This window comes from Microbulbifer maximicatervae (SeqCode), assembly GCF_052467505.1.
Map to the genome: position 1 here is coordinate 2506096 of NZ_CP174313.1, position 15802 is coordinate 2521897.

A 15802-nucleotide genomic window follows, 5' to 3' on the forward strand; every position below is an offset into this window, starting at 1 on the left:
AGAAACTTAACGCCTCAATAACCGGCAGCAGGAACGTAGCGAAGCGCAGTGTAGAAGCCTCCCCCCTTAAAGTAGACGCCACCTTATATTCATCTTATGCGGCCATACTTTCATATTCATCTGGGCTTTTGAACCCAAGTGAACCATGTCTTCTTTTAAAGTTATAGTACCTATCAAGATACCAAGCTAAGTTAGCTCTTAGTTCCTCAACGGATTCAAAATTAAATCCTTTGAAACTCTCAGTTTTCAGTGTTTGAAAAAATGATTCTACATACACATTATCATTCATAAATCCTGGACGGTTCATGCTCGGCTCAATACCCAGTTCTTTGAGTCGACTTTGGTATGCATAAGCACCGTACTCAGAACCTCGGTCACTGTGAAATATTAGATCTGATTCTATATTTCTGCGACGAACAGCTTTATTTAGCGCTGACAGTGTTAGCTCAACAGTTCGAGTATCCGACAACTCCCAACCCAACACTTTCCGGGAGTAAAGATCAATAATCACAGCTAAATATTGCCATTGTCCATTGATCTTCAGATAGGTTACATCGCCAGCCCATTGAGAGTCTGGTTTACTCGGCATACCAGGCTCTCTTTGTATATTTTCAACCTTAATGCAAGGATTTCCAGGCAAAGGGCGCCGACGATAGATCCTTCCAGCTTTCCCCACGATTCCAGCCTCTCTCATAAGGCGCTCAACGCGCTTGTGATTTATTCGTTCACCATTAGCTTTCAGCTCTGCGCTAATTCTTGGACTTCCATAATTACCATCATGCTGCGCATAGATAGCTTCGATACACCCAAGAATTCGCCTATTTTCTATGTCTCGAGTGCTCTCATCACGGTTGAGCCACTTATAAAATCCTTGGGGTGAAACATTCAAGTATCTACATAAGTACCTGACACCAAAGTCTGATCGATTAAGAGCTATGAACGAGAATCTTTCGGCTTTGGATCTTTCAGGTACATTTCCCACTTTTTTAGGAAATTATTCTCCTTTTGCAGTTTTTCAACCTGTTTTTTAGACGTCTGATCTCTTTATCATCAGTTTGAGATGGAATTTTCGTTATTTTTGTCATACTTATTCTACGACTGGGCTTCTCGACCAGCTTGCCTTCTCTACTTTCCTGTCGCCATCTATACACCATTACTGGATGCAAACCAATAATGTTGGCGATAGTAGTTGTATCTACTTTCAGTTGGTTAGCGAGAGCTACCACTCTAACTTTGAACTCTGTTGAATATTCAACAACCCGCTCTTCACTCAGTATTTTCGGCATTTTTTCCTCCCCTACTCAAAAAGTAGGCGTCTACTCAATGGGGAAAGGTTTCAACGGAGGTCCCAGCCGCAGCGCGGCGACAACAACGACTTGTTAGGCTTAGTATTAATTTGAGAGATAGTACTCAGCATAATAGCTTCTCATAAACCCAATGGCTTCCTCTTCCGACCAATCATGTTCCCCGTTAGTAAGGTTCTCAAATTCTTTCTTAAACTGCTCAGACTCTTTAAATTTTTCAAATTTCTTGTTTTTATAGAGTCTGAACTCTTGTTCGGTCATCCTCATGTGCTCAATAACTACTCCGTTATTTATCCGCAATATTTGATATGCTTCATATGTGGAAGCGTAGCCCATGTGGATATAATTTGTCATTTCGCCATCAGGCACTATAAGTACTCCGCTATACCATTCTGCGACCACCTCTGTCTTAGCTGGGAATATTTCATTCAATATGCTTTTTCTTTTTCGGTCTTCGTGAGAGTCGCTATTCAACTCAATGGTTATATCCGAGAGCAAAAGATGCTTGTCTTTTATTTCCCAAGAAGCCACATACCCCCTCCAGTTGGATGACCATATAGCAGCTTCTTCAGGTGGTTTCCAATTGATCCCCTTTAGATAACTCTCAAGTGGATTGGTATTCAAGCGAAGCTCTTTATCATCAATGATGATAATATCTGGACGCTGTGCAGTCGCTAGACATGCGAGTGAAAAAACAAGAAGGATCAATCCACTTAGTATGCGATGTAGCACAATCTCTCTCCTTTTCTGAGCCTAACGTCGCAATCAGGCGCGGCTTACTTTGTATGCTTTTTGCACGAAAATGAGAGCATAGCGACTGTGCAAAAAGTGCATAAAGTAAGACGTCGGCTGCATTGCCTAGTTAGGCCGGCAATCTATATGCGAAGTGTATGCGCCTCGATTACTTTGCGAATAGCGTCTCCGTCATTTAGCACAGTTTTATAAATCCATTTGTAAAAATACTCGGAGTTCTTAGAGATGATCTCTGTTGCTCTTTTATCTCCTATATTTTGACGCAACCCATCATACTCTAAGTAGCATACTATCAAGTGCAAATAGGTAGAGTACTCATCTCTTGCTCCGTCTGGACGCTTTTTAGGAACATCTGGATATATTTTCTTCAAGTCTTCAATGGCCGCATTTACTTGTGTTTTGTTTTTTTCTTCAAACCAATGAATTTGCTCATGCAAAAAGCTAGCAAGAAAGGATTCATCACTTCCGATGCGCTTAACATTGAAAGTTAAGACGGGATGACTTGAAGGGCGAATTGCGTTTTCATCAACTACAACTCGGCTGGTAAAAATCCATTTCTCCAGATCATACGTGTCTAAAATTCTCTCTATCTGCGCCTTCCTTAGCCCCTCTCTTTCTGTTGCATTTTTGAGTAAAATATCAATGTCTTCGCTACTTGCTTCAGCATTTCCATAAAATAAAGAAAGCAAGATATAAATAACCTTCTTCACCTCAATATCTCCTTATGCGGCCTAACGCCGTGCTCAGCGGCGGCTTGATTTATTCGCCTTTTGCGAAAAAAATAGGAACAACGCGACTGCGCAAAAGGCGAATAAAGTAAGACGTCGGCTGCAGCACTTTGTTAGGCATTTTTTGCCTCTTTATTTGGTAAGTGTGGGGTCGTGATTTCTGGCAAGAACGTTTTGGATAGCAATAATTGACCTTTGAAAACGAGGGTTGACCAAATGCCAACCATTAGAGCGCATAAAAATAGTATGCTGAGCACATTAAAGTCAGAAGCCTTATCTTTAGTAGTATCAGATTTTTCATTTTCAGTTACCGATCTCGCTAAGTCTACTAACACCGCCCGACCACACACGATAAGAAAAACGAATACGGACGAATACAGAACTAAGTCATGCGCAGAAGTGAATAAATCTTTAGTAAGTTCCTTTGGTGGAGCCAAGTAAAGCATTACAACGGTAACAAAATTCACAAGAGCTGCCATTGGAACGGACAAAAATAGAGCCGCTAAGTCATGTCTTCTTGCGATTAAGCGGACAATTACGGCTACTGTAAAAGAACTAGATGCAAAAAAAGAGACTGCTAAAAACAAATTTCCTACATTAACTGAATCTTTATCTCCAGAGGAAGTTGAAATATCTCCAGATTGAATCGAAATACCAGACTTAAATTGAAGGATCGCGAGAAAAAGCGTTATACCAGCAAAAATTACCCCAGCAGCACTGGAAATAGTTGCAACGGGCGCCCTTTTTATTTCATTGGAGATACTTGCAATCATATTCTTGATAACTTCTACCGTATGCTTAACGCCAAGCGAATGGGCTGGCGCTGCGTAGCAGTGACAGTCCAGGCCAACTGGTTGGCCGAGCATTGCGCGCCTTGTTATGCCTATTCAGGATTTATAATTTTTTAGTAACTCGTATGCTTTAGGACTTATATTCCTTATGTCTCTAGAGCCGTTAGTGATATCTGTAAAATATTTTCCGCAATACTGTCTTTTAATTTCGACTGTCATCGGCAAAAACATTGCGGCTATGCTTTTATCCTCGGCAACATCCAACTTTGCGAAGACTTCCGGCAATTCCATACGAGCCTTAGCCATCAATCCCTCAGCAACGGATATAACGTCTATATTCCTATCTCTCCAACCGGATTGCGCAGTAAGAATTTTCGTTTCACCCTCTGGAATAAACTCTATGCACCTTTCAACCATTTTATTCAAATGGCTCGACAGCTGGGAAGCAAGTCCAGCTGCTCCCATTGCTGTATCCGGTTCATTTGAGCTTACCGCACTTGAGTTCAGTATCAAGACACCCAAAATTGCAATTCTTAATTTCATAAACTACTCCTACTTAATTCTTATTAGTGGCATAACGCTCAAAGCAGCGGCGCTCTTAGCGTCCGCTGCCTTTGCTTGTTAGGGCTCGAAGTTTCTCCGAAGCCCTTTCCCTGACAACTTGCCAGGAATCATTTATTAGAACCCTCAATACCGCTTCAGTAATTTTACCGTTGTTCGCCAGCGCATTCCTTACGGATTCATCTTCATCTTTTGCTAGTTGCAGCATGAGCGATTCTGGGATTTTCCTTTTACGAGCAACCATGCCTCGGACTTTTGGGTCATTGTGTGCTGCCAGATTTTCTAGTATTTCGACTGGTACAGTTTTGTTCTGCGCTACCCAGAATGCCAGTTTTGGATATTTCTCGAGAACATCCTCCCATATTTTCGTGGGAGCCTGGTCATGAGCGGCGCGAGTATATTCATCTATTACTTCGCTTTCTCTAAGCCTTTTAAATTCTTCTGCAGACTCAATCATGAGGTGCCCTAACGTCTTTAGCATGCGAGCGCTTTTTGTGGAGCCGAAAGGCGGAACGAAAAGTGGGTCGCGTGCCTGAGCTGGTTAAATGCTTTTACCATAACGTTTTTTAACATAGTAAAACACATTAGATGATAACCAAACCAGTATGAGTTGAATAAACATTTCACAATAGGTTAAGTCATACGAGGCCTCACCATCCACGTGGATAAACCAATGTAAGAAAGGAATGGGACCAACAAAGCCTTGGTAAAACCAAAGCCTCCACCAAACGATAGAAGCAACAAACAAGCCCAATAAGATCAGCAATTGTATTCCTGTAGTCTTGTTTCCTTTCTTCATTTAATTCCCTGTATTTAACGCCAAGCTTTGGGGCGGACCACACAGTGGGCCGTCCCAGCAGCCATAGGCTGCGACAACAGCGCCTTGTTATGCATTTACCACTCCCAATGCGGCAAAACCGTAGCCCATGAAGATAAGGCCGCCAGCGAAAAAACCTAGCCACCAAAATTCGCTTCTTCCGATACCCGATAAAAGCTTCTTTTTGTATATAAATATCTTTGCGCACCAGTAAGTAGCAGTACAAAGAGCGACAAAGGGTACAAACCCTAACCAGCCACCCAAAGCTCCAATGACTAATAATGAACTCCCAAGAGAGGCTGCCATCCCTGCGAGCAAACCCTCGAGAAGATAGTCACTGTTCTTTTTACTGTCCTGTCTTCGAAACCAGCTCATTAGTCACCAGAAGATGCATAACGCCGCATTCAGCGGTTTATCCGCTGCAATGCTTTGTTATGCGATTTACATACCATAGTATTTTGAACTAAATGCCACCGTAAGCGGCGCCCCATCATAAAGGCATGAGACGCTGACTTTGAGCTTTCTTCTATGGTCATAGTAGGTGTGGTAATGGGTTTTCTTCCTTTCTAAATCAAGTTCCGTCAATCCGATGCTTAAAGCACCAAGAACAGGCTCTGAATCGAATTCTTGATTTTGGTTATGTGGAGCAGTGGCTTTCAGATCAACTTCTACATAGCTAATAAAGTTCCCTTCTGCCTCTAGGAGCATTCTGCAATCATCATTTTCGACGATAATGTTACCTACAGAGTTCGCAGTGGCTCCAACCTCTGCTTCAGCCTTGTGGATGGGCATCCCCATATACTGAAATGGCCGATGAAAAGGTTTTGACATAAGAGGCAAACTTTTCAAGAAAGCTTTATCTAGAGCAGTGCCGAGACTGTTTGAGCTTCTTTCAGAGTTCATAACGCTCTTATTGAAGACCAATCCGATACTATTAATGAGAGTTTTAAATGAGTCTTCGTATTGAGCTTCGTTCTGAAAATCCCCATACAGCTTCCCAACCAGAAATCCGGGAAGCTCACACTCTTTGAGCAGAATGGGGAGTACTTTAATAGGCTTCCCGTTTATCTGGTGATTCATAGCAACATCAAGCTCATTTACAACCCAAGGTGCTTCAACAGAATTAGGAGATAAGACAACGGCGAAGAAGTCTACAGAATCAATACCTTCTCGTATTTTCTGTATCAATGAATCGCCTATTTTCATTTCCGCTTCATCAAGCCAATAACGAACACCATGGCTCTCCAAGTCTCTCGCAAGCTTTCTTACAAAATCCTTGTCGTGATGGTTATGACTTAAAAACACGCTTACCGCCATCTACAAATTTCCTTTATTCCCATAACGCCTCAATAACCCGCAGCTGAAACATAGCGAAGCGGCGTGTAAGCTGTCGGGCGCCGAAGGCGCGTAGTTAATTGACTTGTTATGAGCTTCGGTACTCACCTATCACCTCGATTTTCCCAACAATATTTTTATTAAGATCTTCCAGATCTTCAGCCGGCACCCACCATTCGGTATGTGACTTAGCACCCACGCATTTTATGGGGTATTTTTCCATGAAGGACTTAACTACCTCAAATTTGGTTACGTAACCTGCACCGAAATCGGTGATATTCCACTGTGTTAAGGCAATGGCATACTCTTCATTTGTAACCGGATAAAAAATTGGCTGTTCTGGCAAACGAGGTGGCCATTTCTTATAGCCTGATTCCTTAACCAGTTCTAACTCTTTTTCGCCGGTTGGCCTATAGCAAGTGACTGTCTCCATGCTTTAAATCTCAATACTCATAACGTTGCCAACAGGGGCGGCCGGAGCGTTTGCGTGCGAAGCGTGCCGCGTAGGCTGTCCAGCCTAGCCCCACAGGGGGCTGGGCGAGCCTGCTTGGCCTAGTTATGGGGCCCCATTGTATAATAAGTAACCCTGAATTATCCCATAAAATAACACGCCCACAACAACACTACTTGGGACATAGTAACGAGCATTATTTACCGGTAAAGCCGCAGTCAATAATGCTGAACAAACCGCTGAAACCACAGCAACACCAAACCAATCTCCCTTTAACCCTGGTAAAACCGCCCAAAGTACATATGCCATGGGAATCAAGCTTGAAGCAAAAAGACAAACCATGAATTTCCACAGATATACACTTAATTTTTGGTCTTTGTGAATTTGGCTCAAGTTCTAGCCCTATAACAGTTAATTAGGTTTCTCGCCCTAATCATTAATAGGGGCTACCACACGTAGATACTGTTAAAGTAACTTGCTCGTAATTACCATTGACTAGATCTATTTCTTCGAAATGATACGAGCAATCAACGTAATCTCTAGGCCGACTACAAAATCCATAACGACCATCTTTGTTCTTTAACCATAGATGATGCGCTCCACTCTTAATTTGTATTACCGCTGCTTCCGTCACCTCCGCAGGCGGTTTTTTAATATACACCCAGCCTTCTGAGCCCTTCGCCATCGAGCATGTCTTGGGTTGATTGACACAGCCACTTATAGATAGAACGACAAAAAGAAAACTGAAGTGTTTCATCAATGTAAGCCTAATAACGCCCGCAGTTGCGGACGACTTGTAGCGACGAAGGAGCGGAAAGGCGTTCCGGCAACCTGCGCTTGTTATGTTTAATCGATGGTATATACAAGACCGCACCCTTTTGATTTTGCGTAATCTCTCGCTGACGTTAACAATTGTAAAAAATCGCTCGCACCAGATATTTTTAAATCTCTTAATTCAGAATTTGATAAATACCCTATTTTTGTCGATTTGTTTCCCGTATCAAAATCAGCACCATAACCAGAAAATATGCGCCTGCCTGTTATGGAAAAAATATGCTCTATCTCTGATTCAGTGCACCACACATTTCCCAAACTTTCTGGGAACTCATGATGCTCACCATAAAAGTCAAATACATACTCAATAAACTTATCGATATATCTAGCTTGCGTTACATCCATAGGTTCTAATTCTGAACCAAAGTTTAAAGAGTCTACATAGTTCAACACTTCTTCAGACAGGCCATACCATAAGCTATCCCTGTAAAATTGGAGTAACTTACTGAGATTACCTTGTATCAGGCATTTCAAACCATCTGGAGAGCCTAGGTATATTTCAAGATATCTATTGACCATTCACTACCCAAGAAACATAACGTTTGAAGCCACGGGCGACGCCAGCGCGGCAACGCCGCGGTGAGGCGTCCCAGTGGACTGACTTGTATGGTTGTTCTTGCCCGATTCTGATGTTGAAAATCCTTTTCGTTAACGGGTAAATTGAGACCCACCTTCGGCGGCCACCGAAGGCCTTGTTTATCACAGTTCGCTGCTTGGCTGGTTCGTAAAAGACCGATAACAAGTATGAACGTGATAAGCACTCACTAGGCATAACTCGGATAGTCATGTGGGCCTCGAGCCCGAATAGCAAGGCGGAGATAGCTTATCTTATGGAACCTCAAGAGATCAATGTCGGTATCGATACCAGCAGTAAACAACTCGATATTTATGTGAGACCTACTGGCCAGTTCTTTAGTGTTGCCAATGATAAAAATGGCATTAAAGGTGCCATTAAACAACTACAACCTCTTAAACCTCAAAGAGTATTAATAGAGTCTACGGGAAGGCTCGAGTTAGAGTTTGTTTGCGCCGCCGACAAAGCCGGATTACCTATTGTTGTTTGCAATCCTTCGCAGATAAGGAGCTTCGCTAAATCTGCAGGGCGCCTCGCCAAAACTGACAAGCTAGATGCAATGGATATTGCACATTTTGGTGAGGCCATGAAGCCAGGGCTGTCGGTGCTAAAACCAGAAAAGCTTAGGGCGATCAGTGACTTACTGGCTGTAAGAAGTCAGTGTTTAGAGATGAGTACAATGCAAAAGAATCGGCTTCAGAGGATGCCGAAATCAGTACACAAACCTATCCAGACCATTCTAAACACCATCAAGAAAGAGTTACAAGGTATCGACAAGCAACTGGAAAAACTGGTTAACAGTGTGTCCGAGTGGCGGCAAAGGCGTGACCTATTGTTGAGTGCCAAAGGGGTCGGAAATGTATTGGCCTATACGTTAATGAGTGAACTTCCTGAGCTAGGACAATTGAACCGTAAAGAAATCGCTGCACTTGTCGGTATCGCCCCGATGAACCGTGATAGCGGCAACTTCCAGGGCAAACGATATATTCGAGGTGGAAGGCATCGCGTACGCACGGTTCTTTTTGTTTCCATCATGTCGGCCATACAACATCATCCCAAACTAAAGCCCATGTATAAGCGATTAGTCGACGCTGGCAAACCTAAAAAGGTTGCTCTGGTTGCCTGCATGAGAAAGCAGGTTACGATCCTGAATACAATGGTGAAAAACAACACCTACTGGGATGAAAGTATGGCTTAAAAACTTGACGAGTAACCATAGTCACTTGTTATACGCTTTTACTGGCACTTAACCAAAACCTCGTTTGCAACGATATTAATTTCCTCTGCTTTTTCAGCTTCCGTTGGGTTTTCTACTATATTCTCAAGCTCGGCTTTCAATGAACATACCGTTTCATTTGAGGCCTTACTTAACAGGCCAGAAATAACCCAATATTTCCAGACTTCATCGTTACTCAACAATATCTTTTTCACTGGCCCTACTAGCGGGCTGCCAATATTTTTAAGCCTTTCACATATAGGTACTGCAACTGGCCAGTTGATGTCCTGCACCCATTCTAGAAGCTCATTTACTTTTTCTTCCACTTCTTCATCAGATGCCCGCAATAGATTATTACAAGCATCTAAGTCTGATTTATTAGCAGGGACTATATTCATTTTTTATTGCGTATAACGCTTAGATAACCTGCACTGCAGGCGGTAAAAAAAATGATCTGGCATTGAATTTAGGCCGAACTAAAGAGGCCCATTCCTGCAGTGTCTGGTTCATCGCCATGTTGTACATTCCCGCCGGCACTATCTTGCCGAGCCGCCCCCTTTATAAAGGAAATTCCTTTTTTCGCCTTAGACCACACTCTGCCAGTCAACTTTGTAGATTCATGGCACTGCCCACACTCTACCACCAGATCTTGGATTTGCAATCCAGCTGGGAGTCGTTGATCTTTCATTAAACCCACTTGATTACTACATAGATCGTGCTTTTTCTTATTGCACCCAGCATATAATCCATAACTCCGTACCATGTGTTTTCCTATTGGAGGTATGTGCTGCAAGACACGTCTTAAGAACTCTTCAGGCTTTAATCTTAGTCGCTTGCGTCGCTGGTCACGGTGATCAAAATAACGAAATTCCAGCCCCTTATGATCCACGTTTAATATCTGCTTTGGCTTCAGCGGGCCACCTTTGATATATCGTGAAAAATACAGCAGAACGCCTTGTCCATGCTCATATCGATCCTGAATACGAACTGACCATTCTTTGCGATAGCAAGCTTTAAAGAGAATATCAAACTGGCCAATGGGCCAACTGGGAGGCAGCTTGATTAGCCCAGCACGATACTGCTCTAGTAACAGCGCTTGAAACTTTCCCCTATAAAAACTCTTAACCACTCGCACAGGTAATAAATACTCACCTGTTTCTTTCCAGTTTTCTCTTAAAGTCAAACCGCCAGCGGTGATCAGGCAGTGTATATGTGGATGTAAAGTTAACTGTCTTCCCCAAGTATGCAGAGCCATAAGCATCCCGGGGGTTACGCCGTGATAGTCCTTACTTGCCATCAATTCAAATAGCGTTTCTTTACTCGACAAAAAGAGTATATCTGTAAGCTTCTCCTCGTTGTATTGCCATATCGGCAGATACTCATGAGGTATAGTAAAGACCACATGAAAATGATCTGTATCAAATAATTTACGACGCTGCTGATCAACCCACTGGAGCTGTTTTCTGCCTGAGCAGAGGGGGCAACTTCTATGCCTACAAGAATGATGCTGTTCAGTGACATGGTTGTGCTTACAACGATAATAACTGCTTCCCATCGATTTTGTACGGCATTCTTGTATCGAGGAGATAGCCTTTAAATTTTTTAGTGGTTGCGCAGTTTTAGATAAATAACCACTGTACGCAGAAAATATATTTTGCAATACCCGGTTATGCATTTTCTAAAATGCCTCTTATAATTTAAAAGTGGCACCACTCCCGCGCAGCGGGTTTGTACAACGCCAAGCTCACCCGCAGAGGCGCGATAGCGCCGGAGTCGGGTGCAGCTTCTTGTTAACCCTTTTTATTTGAAACATGACTTTGAATTTGGTCAGCAATTTTTGCGTAAACTGACTTTAGCTTATTTGGGTCCAGTGTTGATTGAAACTCAATAACCAGGCCCTCGAATCCATTTTGCGTTGTGCTAATAACGAGTTCCATTGACGTGTTTTCTTGGAACTGATGTAAGTCTATGCCAGCTTTTGCAAGCTCTGAGCTTAATTGTGCCTCGTTGAGAGAGAAGCTCCCCAATTTTTCTTGTAACTCCTGAGCGCTAGAAACTGACAACTCGTTTGCAGGAATCGTGTAATCAAATCCTCGTGTAACAGCTGGCTCTATGATGCCGCTCTTTACAGCGGCATAGACAAGTAAGATGACGAGTACAGTGCCATTAGCGAATTTGGAAAGCTTTGACTTTCCAAGTGTGATGAATGGTTTTCTTTCTTGAGCCATTACTTTCCTCGTTGGGTTAACGCCCCGCACAAGGGCAGACAAATTAGCGTAGCGTTTTGGCTGTCCCAGCGACCAACGGGAGCGATTGCTGCGGCTTGTTATTGGGGACATTGTTCATTATGCCTATCATACGGGTATGATCGAACTTCACTACAGTTTTGACCATAACATAAAACTATGATTTCGATGCAGCGATCGTTACCGGTATACAAGTAACTAAAGCTTGGCTCTGGTTTCACTGATGATTTTAAAATAGCTAGCCCTTCTGGAGGTAGATTCTTTCTGGCGAGGTATGTAATTACACTGCTTTTTGCTTGAGCAGCCATTTCTGGAGTTCTAACTTCTGGTGTTTCGTAGCCACCATCACATGCGACTAGCAAGGATGTGGTAATAAGAACTGAGAGTAAATTAAGTGGCTTTATCACTGTAATTCCTTGGCCCTATAACGCCCACAGCAGGGGCGGCTGAAGCGAAGCGTAGGCCGTCCCGCAGAGGCCCCAATAGGGGCCGGCGCTAACTGCCTGTGATTGTTAGCATGTGCACTATTTGACTTCAATATCATGACTGTCCCAACTTTCAAAATGGTTAAACCAACTAAGTATGAAAGAGCCACTAGGAGATTTTTTTACAAAGTAGCCAATTCCTTTGCCTGGCTGTTTGTAAAGGTTTACCTCACATGAATACTCTGAAGCTCGGACATATTGTGGCGACAACGACTTTAGCACTTCTGGGATATCCTCATGCATTAAAGTGCGCTCTTCTCCATCCTTTATTAACTTCGAGCACTCATTAATTATTAGCTCGTGCTCGTTACTGCCATGCTTGCTCAGAAGTTCTTTCGCCTCGCCTATTGAGTTGATAGAGTTCATATCCCACAACCAGACAAATCCTATAGTTAGGAATATAAGGATTGCTGAAACTCCAACAGCTCCAAGAAACAACCAACGCAGTATTCTATATAAAAATTTCATATTTACTGAATGCTAACGCCCGCCTCAACTGCCGGAAGTTACTGGCGCGCTTTGTGCGGAACGCATAAAGCGTGACAGTGGCCGGAGGTCAGATTGCAGGCGCTTGTTAGCTTTCTGGCGCCGTTACAACAGGCTTGATATCTTTCCCCAAACTATTCAAGATGTTTTCTTTGTTTCTATGATGCATTTGGTGATAGAAAGTATTAAATGTAATACAGAATACAGAAGTTATGTTTTTACAAACTCGCACATAAACATTTGCTGAATTATCTGATTTTACTTTTTCATATGCAGGCAAGTCTGAAAGAGAGCTTAGGTGCTCCATATTTTGTATCGTGGCAGTATGAGCATCTTCACAAAGCAACTTATAATCAGAATGTAGAGACTGATAACACTTAGTAACAGTTGCATTTTTTTTTGAAAATGTTTTGCGAAGATGCATTGTCGAAGAGTTGATATACATTTTTCTCCAACAATTGATCTTTTTCTTCAAAGGCACTCAAAGCCCTAATGAAGTTCTCTATAGCAACCCTTAGCATTACTCTAGAAGCTTTGTAGTTACCATTTGACCAATTGAATAGGGATGATCCTAAATCCGAAACCACCTCGACTAAGCGCAAGATAATATCCTCATTACAAGACGGTTCCATAGCTATAAAAGTAGCTTTATTATGAAGTAACTCTGCATTCCAGGTTATCGATGAAAAGTAACACTTATGCATTAACTTTAGAGATGATACATAATCAGAGTTTGTTAAATTCTGGTCAATCCTATAGTCTTCAATATACTTCTTGATTTGCTTAAAGTCGGAATTGCATTCCCTAGTCATATTATTCTGCTAATTTTCTAATAGTTTCATTCCAAGAAAAACCTGTTGCCTTACGTTCTTCCGCAAATCGACTAATCTTTTCTGAATTGCCTGTCACCACGGCTAATGCACTCACCATTTCTTCTAGCTTTGAATCATCTAATTCATTGCATTCACAAACTACCATACCAATCAGCTCATACTTTGAACGTTTTTCCACTCTTGATATATCTACACCTAGTACATCACTCGCAAAAGACGCTATATCTTCATTTTTAGGAAATATCTTTTTGTCCTGAAAAAGCCGAGGGAGAACACCAATTAAATAATGGATATTCGGATTGGGCGACGCGTACTTATTTGCAGCTCCTGCAGCGGAATTAGTGGCAGATAATTGATGCCTTAGAATTTCAGGTATATCGCTCAACTTTAATTTTCGCTTTGAGTCGAGAAGCCAAGAAAGTTCTTCGATGAAATCTATAGCGTGCTTAACTTTAGTTTCATCTGATAAGACCCTGCTTTTTCCTTTCTTCGACTCACTCATTTTCTTCTACTCTATTGGTAAATTCAGTTGTAATACCAGTGATTGCAATTTTGGCTTCGCTGTTATCACCTGAAAGTATATGCATTTGCTCAAGCTGCCCCTGAGCAATTCCAACCCGCTTTGGTAATGATACTGGGTAAAGGTATCTACGCCAATATTGGTCATTCTCCAAGTTTTCTTTAGCACGTTGGAACACCTTTGTATTGGCTTCAGTAAGCGTTAAAACAAGGCCAGCACATTCTAGATTAAGACCAAAATTATCCTTCTTTTCTTCAATGATGCTTCTGAGCAAATCGATGCCAGTTAGGGATATCGGGTCAGCCTTCACAGGAATAAGATAGAAGTCGGAAGCTATCAGAGCACTTGTCATCCATACTGATGGTGTAGGGGGAGTGTCTATTACTACGTAGTCGTAATCATTTTGAACTTTCTGTAGATAGTTTTTAAGCCGATTCTCTCGACCATCCCCTGGCGCCATTTCAAGGCGGTACAGCTCAAGGTTTCCCGGCAACAAATCGAAGTTTTGCTTTACATTTACAATCTCTATATCTTCGAGCTTTTTGGGTTTTGCTTGTTGAGGATTTGCTACTGCGCTTGGGATGACTCTCTGAGATCGATCAAATACCTTTAGTATAGTGTCGCCGTCACCTGCAACATGCGCTATATAGTCTTCCGGAGACATTAAACACTGAGTCGCATTAAACTGAGGGTCAACATCAATAAGGAGGACTCGTTCTCCATGTCTGCTTGCTAAGCAATCAGCAATATTGATTGCCATGGTTGTTTTGGCAACGCCACCTTTCATATTTATTAAGCTAACGACTATCAAGTAACAATCTCCATTTATTTCTCGGTGTATGTTGTAAAGCTAACGTTGCCAGCAAGGGCAGCCGAAGCAGAGCGTAGGCTGTCCAGCCCAGCCTCCGGTTGGGCGATCTTGCCTGGCCTGGTTATGCATTTTACTCTGCTACCTGCACCATATCTTTGATTTCAGACTCCACCTCATTGGTGTAACCATACTGCCAATTTGGAAATGGAGCTATTAAAAGAGCTACCCAGCCTTGCATTGAGGTAACTTTAACCTGACCAAGCTCTTGTGACCCGGATGAAACACTGTATGTATTGATGCAGTGGGTAGGGATAATGCCTAGCGTGAGTACGTACATCATTGGTTCAAAACAATGATTGCCTTCTGGCCACTTATTTACTCTTGTTACGGCGACAGCATCTTTATCGCTTATAGCTTCACTAAATTTGTCCTCCGGCTCAACTTTATAGGTTGCGCATGCCGAAAGAAGCGAGATAAGTATGATGAGTGGTAATTTATTCATGATGCATAACGCCCGCCTCAACGGTCGGAGATCCGATTGAAGGCGCTTGTTAAGTGCTTACTGCACATTATTTGACTGTAGATTTTTGATAACATGGTTAGCTAAACCTTTTGTTATTGGATAATTGATAGCTGGATTAGCTAACCAAAATATCATTTCATCCAATGTATCCTTGTACTCACTAAGAAGCCCAATGTCCTCTCGATGTTCGATCGCATTTGCCCATTCTCTGACTTTTTGATCACTTAATTCTCCGGAGATAAAACGTTCCAGTACATTTTCCAAGTGAGATGGCTTTAAAGTTACCAAGTCAATTTCTGAATCCCAGCCGTATGACTTGAGATCTCTCAGAATGTCATCTATTGGAGCTTTATACTCAACTAACTTTGTAACTAGAATTTTGCGCGATTCCATCATAAGCACTTAACGCCCACATAAAAGGCGGAGCGTCAGCGACGTCCAGCGCAACGTAGTGGAGCGGTTTTTGATGTGTTTGTTAAATGCTTTCACCATGGAATACCCTTGGAATTACCATAAAGGGTAACACTAAGCATT

23 protein-coding genes are annotated in these 15802 nt (G+C 42.3%); 1 reads left to right on the forward strand and 22 read right to left on the reverse strand.

What is annotated here, in order from left to right:
- Positions 1 to 94 precede the first annotated feature (94 nt).
- From ACJJIN_RS11080 to ACJJIN_RS11140, 13 genes are all read right to left on the reverse strand, one after another.
- Positions 95 to 982, reverse strand: coding sequence for an IS3 family transposase (locus tag ACJJIN_RS11080; protein WP_444898096.1), 888 nt, complete (start codon positions 980 to 982; stop codon positions 95 to 97).
- A gap of 4 nt (positions 983 to 986) precedes the next feature.
- Entirely contained in the window at positions 987 to 1286 is a 300-nt protein-coding gene (locus tag ACJJIN_RS11085; RefSeq protein ID WP_444898097.1) for a transposase, read from the reverse strand.
- Between the two features lie 105 nt (positions 1287 to 1391).
- Complete coding sequence (locus ACJJIN_RS11090; RefSeq protein WP_444898098.1) at positions 1392 to 2036, reverse strand: hypothetical protein; 645 nt, start codon at positions 2034 to 2036, stop codon at positions 1392 to 1394.
- Positions 2037 to 2179: 143 nt separating this feature from the next.
- Positions 2180 to 2767 (reverse strand): hypothetical protein, encoded by a 588-nt coding sequence (locus tag ACJJIN_RS11095; protein WP_444898099.1) that lies wholly within the window; start codon positions 2765 to 2767, stop codon positions 2180 to 2182.
- A 131-nt stretch (positions 2768 to 2898) separates the two neighbouring features.
- Positions 2899 to 3651, reverse strand: coding sequence for a hypothetical protein (locus ACJJIN_RS11100; RefSeq protein ID WP_444898100.1), 753 nt, complete (start codon positions 3649 to 3651; stop codon positions 2899 to 2901).
- A 21-nt stretch (positions 3652 to 3672) separates the two neighbouring features.
- A complete protein-coding gene (locus ACJJIN_RS11105) occupies positions 3673 to 4119 on the reverse strand; it encodes a hypothetical protein (protein WP_444898101.1) in 447 nt (148 codons plus the stop codon).
- A 55-nt stretch (positions 4120 to 4174) separates the two neighbouring features.
- Positions 4175 to 4594: a HEAT repeat domain-containing protein gene (locus ACJJIN_RS11110; RefSeq protein WP_444898102.1), complete on the reverse strand. Its 420-nt coding sequence runs from the start codon at positions 4592 to 4594 to the stop codon at positions 4175 to 4177.
- 84 nt (positions 4595 to 4678) lie between these two features.
- Entirely contained in the window at positions 4679 to 4936 is a 258-nt protein-coding gene (locus tag ACJJIN_RS11115; RefSeq protein WP_444898103.1) for a hypothetical protein, read from the reverse strand.
- An 87-nt stretch (positions 4937 to 5023) separates the two neighbouring features.
- Positions 5024 to 5329 (reverse strand): hypothetical protein, encoded by a 306-nt coding sequence (locus tag ACJJIN_RS11120; protein WP_444898104.1) that lies wholly within the window; start codon positions 5327 to 5329, stop codon positions 5024 to 5026.
- Positions 5330 to 5395: 66 nt separating this feature from the next.
- Positions 5396 to 6271 (reverse strand): toll/interleukin-1 receptor domain-containing protein, encoded by an 876-nt coding sequence (locus ACJJIN_RS11125; protein WP_444898105.1) that lies wholly within the window; start codon positions 6269 to 6271, stop codon positions 5396 to 5398.
- Between the two features lie 106 nt (positions 6272 to 6377).
- Positions 6378 to 6722 (reverse strand): hypothetical protein, encoded by a 345-nt coding sequence (locus tag ACJJIN_RS11130; protein ID WP_020411209.1) that lies wholly within the window; start codon positions 6720 to 6722, stop codon positions 6378 to 6380.
- 123 nt (positions 6723 to 6845) lie between these two features.
- Complete coding sequence (locus tag ACJJIN_RS11135; protein ID WP_444898106.1) at positions 6846 to 7133, reverse strand: hypothetical protein; 288 nt, start codon at positions 7131 to 7133, stop codon at positions 6846 to 6848.
- Positions 7134 to 7586: 453 nt separating this feature from the next.
- Positions 7587 to 8093, reverse strand: a complete 507-nt coding sequence (locus tag ACJJIN_RS11140; RefSeq protein WP_444898107.1) for a hypothetical protein — start codon at positions 8091 to 8093, stop codon at positions 7587 to 7589.
- A gap of 311 nt (positions 8094 to 8404) precedes the next feature.
- On the opposite strand from ACJJIN_RS11140, the gene ACJJIN_RS11145 reads away from it, so the two are divergent.
- A complete protein-coding gene (locus ACJJIN_RS11145; RefSeq protein ID WP_444898108.1) occupies positions 8405 to 9346 on the forward strand; it encodes an IS110 family RNA-guided transposase in 942 nt (313 codons plus the stop codon).
- 38 nt (positions 9347 to 9384) lie between these two features.
- Here the strand turns inward: ACJJIN_RS11145 and ACJJIN_RS11150 are convergent, their stop codons facing one another.
- The 9 genes from ACJJIN_RS11150 to ACJJIN_RS11190 form a co-directional block, all read right to left on the reverse strand.
- Positions 9385 to 9762 (reverse strand): DUF5071 domain-containing protein, encoded by a 378-nt coding sequence (locus ACJJIN_RS11150; protein WP_444898109.1) that lies wholly within the window; start codon positions 9760 to 9762, stop codon positions 9385 to 9387.
- A gap of 68 nt (positions 9763 to 9830) precedes the next feature.
- Positions 9831 to 11024, reverse strand: coding sequence for an IS91 family transposase (locus ACJJIN_RS11155; protein WP_444895881.1), 1194 nt, complete (start codon positions 11022 to 11024; stop codon positions 9831 to 9833).
- Between the two features lie 130 nt (positions 11025 to 11154).
- On the reverse strand, positions 11155 to 11592 hold the full coding sequence (locus ACJJIN_RS11160) for a hypothetical protein (RefSeq protein WP_444898110.1): 438 nt from the start codon (positions 11590 to 11592) through the stop codon (positions 11155 to 11157).
- 542 nt (positions 11593 to 12134) lie between these two features.
- The gene (locus tag ACJJIN_RS11165; RefSeq protein WP_444898111.1) at positions 12135 to 12563 is read right to left on the reverse strand and encodes a hypothetical protein; all 429 of its coding nucleotides are present in this window, start codon (positions 12561 to 12563) and stop codon (positions 12135 to 12137) included.
- Positions 12564 to 12669: 106 nt separating this feature from the next.
- The gene (locus ACJJIN_RS11170) at positions 12670 to 13026 is read right to left on the reverse strand and encodes a hypothetical protein (protein WP_444898112.1); all 357 of its coding nucleotides are present in this window, start codon (positions 13024 to 13026) and stop codon (positions 12670 to 12672) included.
- A 368-nt stretch (positions 13027 to 13394) separates the two neighbouring features.
- Positions 13395 to 13916, reverse strand: a complete 522-nt coding sequence (locus tag ACJJIN_RS11175) for a hypothetical protein (protein WP_444898113.1) — start codon at positions 13914 to 13916, stop codon at positions 13395 to 13397.
- Entirely contained in the window at positions 13909 to 14745 is an 837-nt protein-coding gene (locus tag ACJJIN_RS11180) for a ParA family protein (RefSeq protein ID WP_444898114.1), read from the reverse strand. The genes ACJJIN_RS11175 and ACJJIN_RS11180 overlap by 8 nt, the downstream gene beginning before the upstream one ends.
- Before the next feature lie 130 nt (positions 14746 to 14875).
- Positions 14876 to 15247, reverse strand: a complete 372-nt coding sequence (locus ACJJIN_RS11185) for a hypothetical protein (RefSeq protein WP_282931105.1) — start codon at positions 15245 to 15247, stop codon at positions 14876 to 14878.
- A 57-nt stretch (positions 15248 to 15304) separates the two neighbouring features.
- Positions 15305 to 15664, reverse strand: a complete 360-nt coding sequence (locus ACJJIN_RS11190) for a hypothetical protein (protein ID WP_444898115.1) — start codon at positions 15662 to 15664, stop codon at positions 15305 to 15307.
- Positions 15665 to 15802 lie beyond the last annotated feature (138 nt).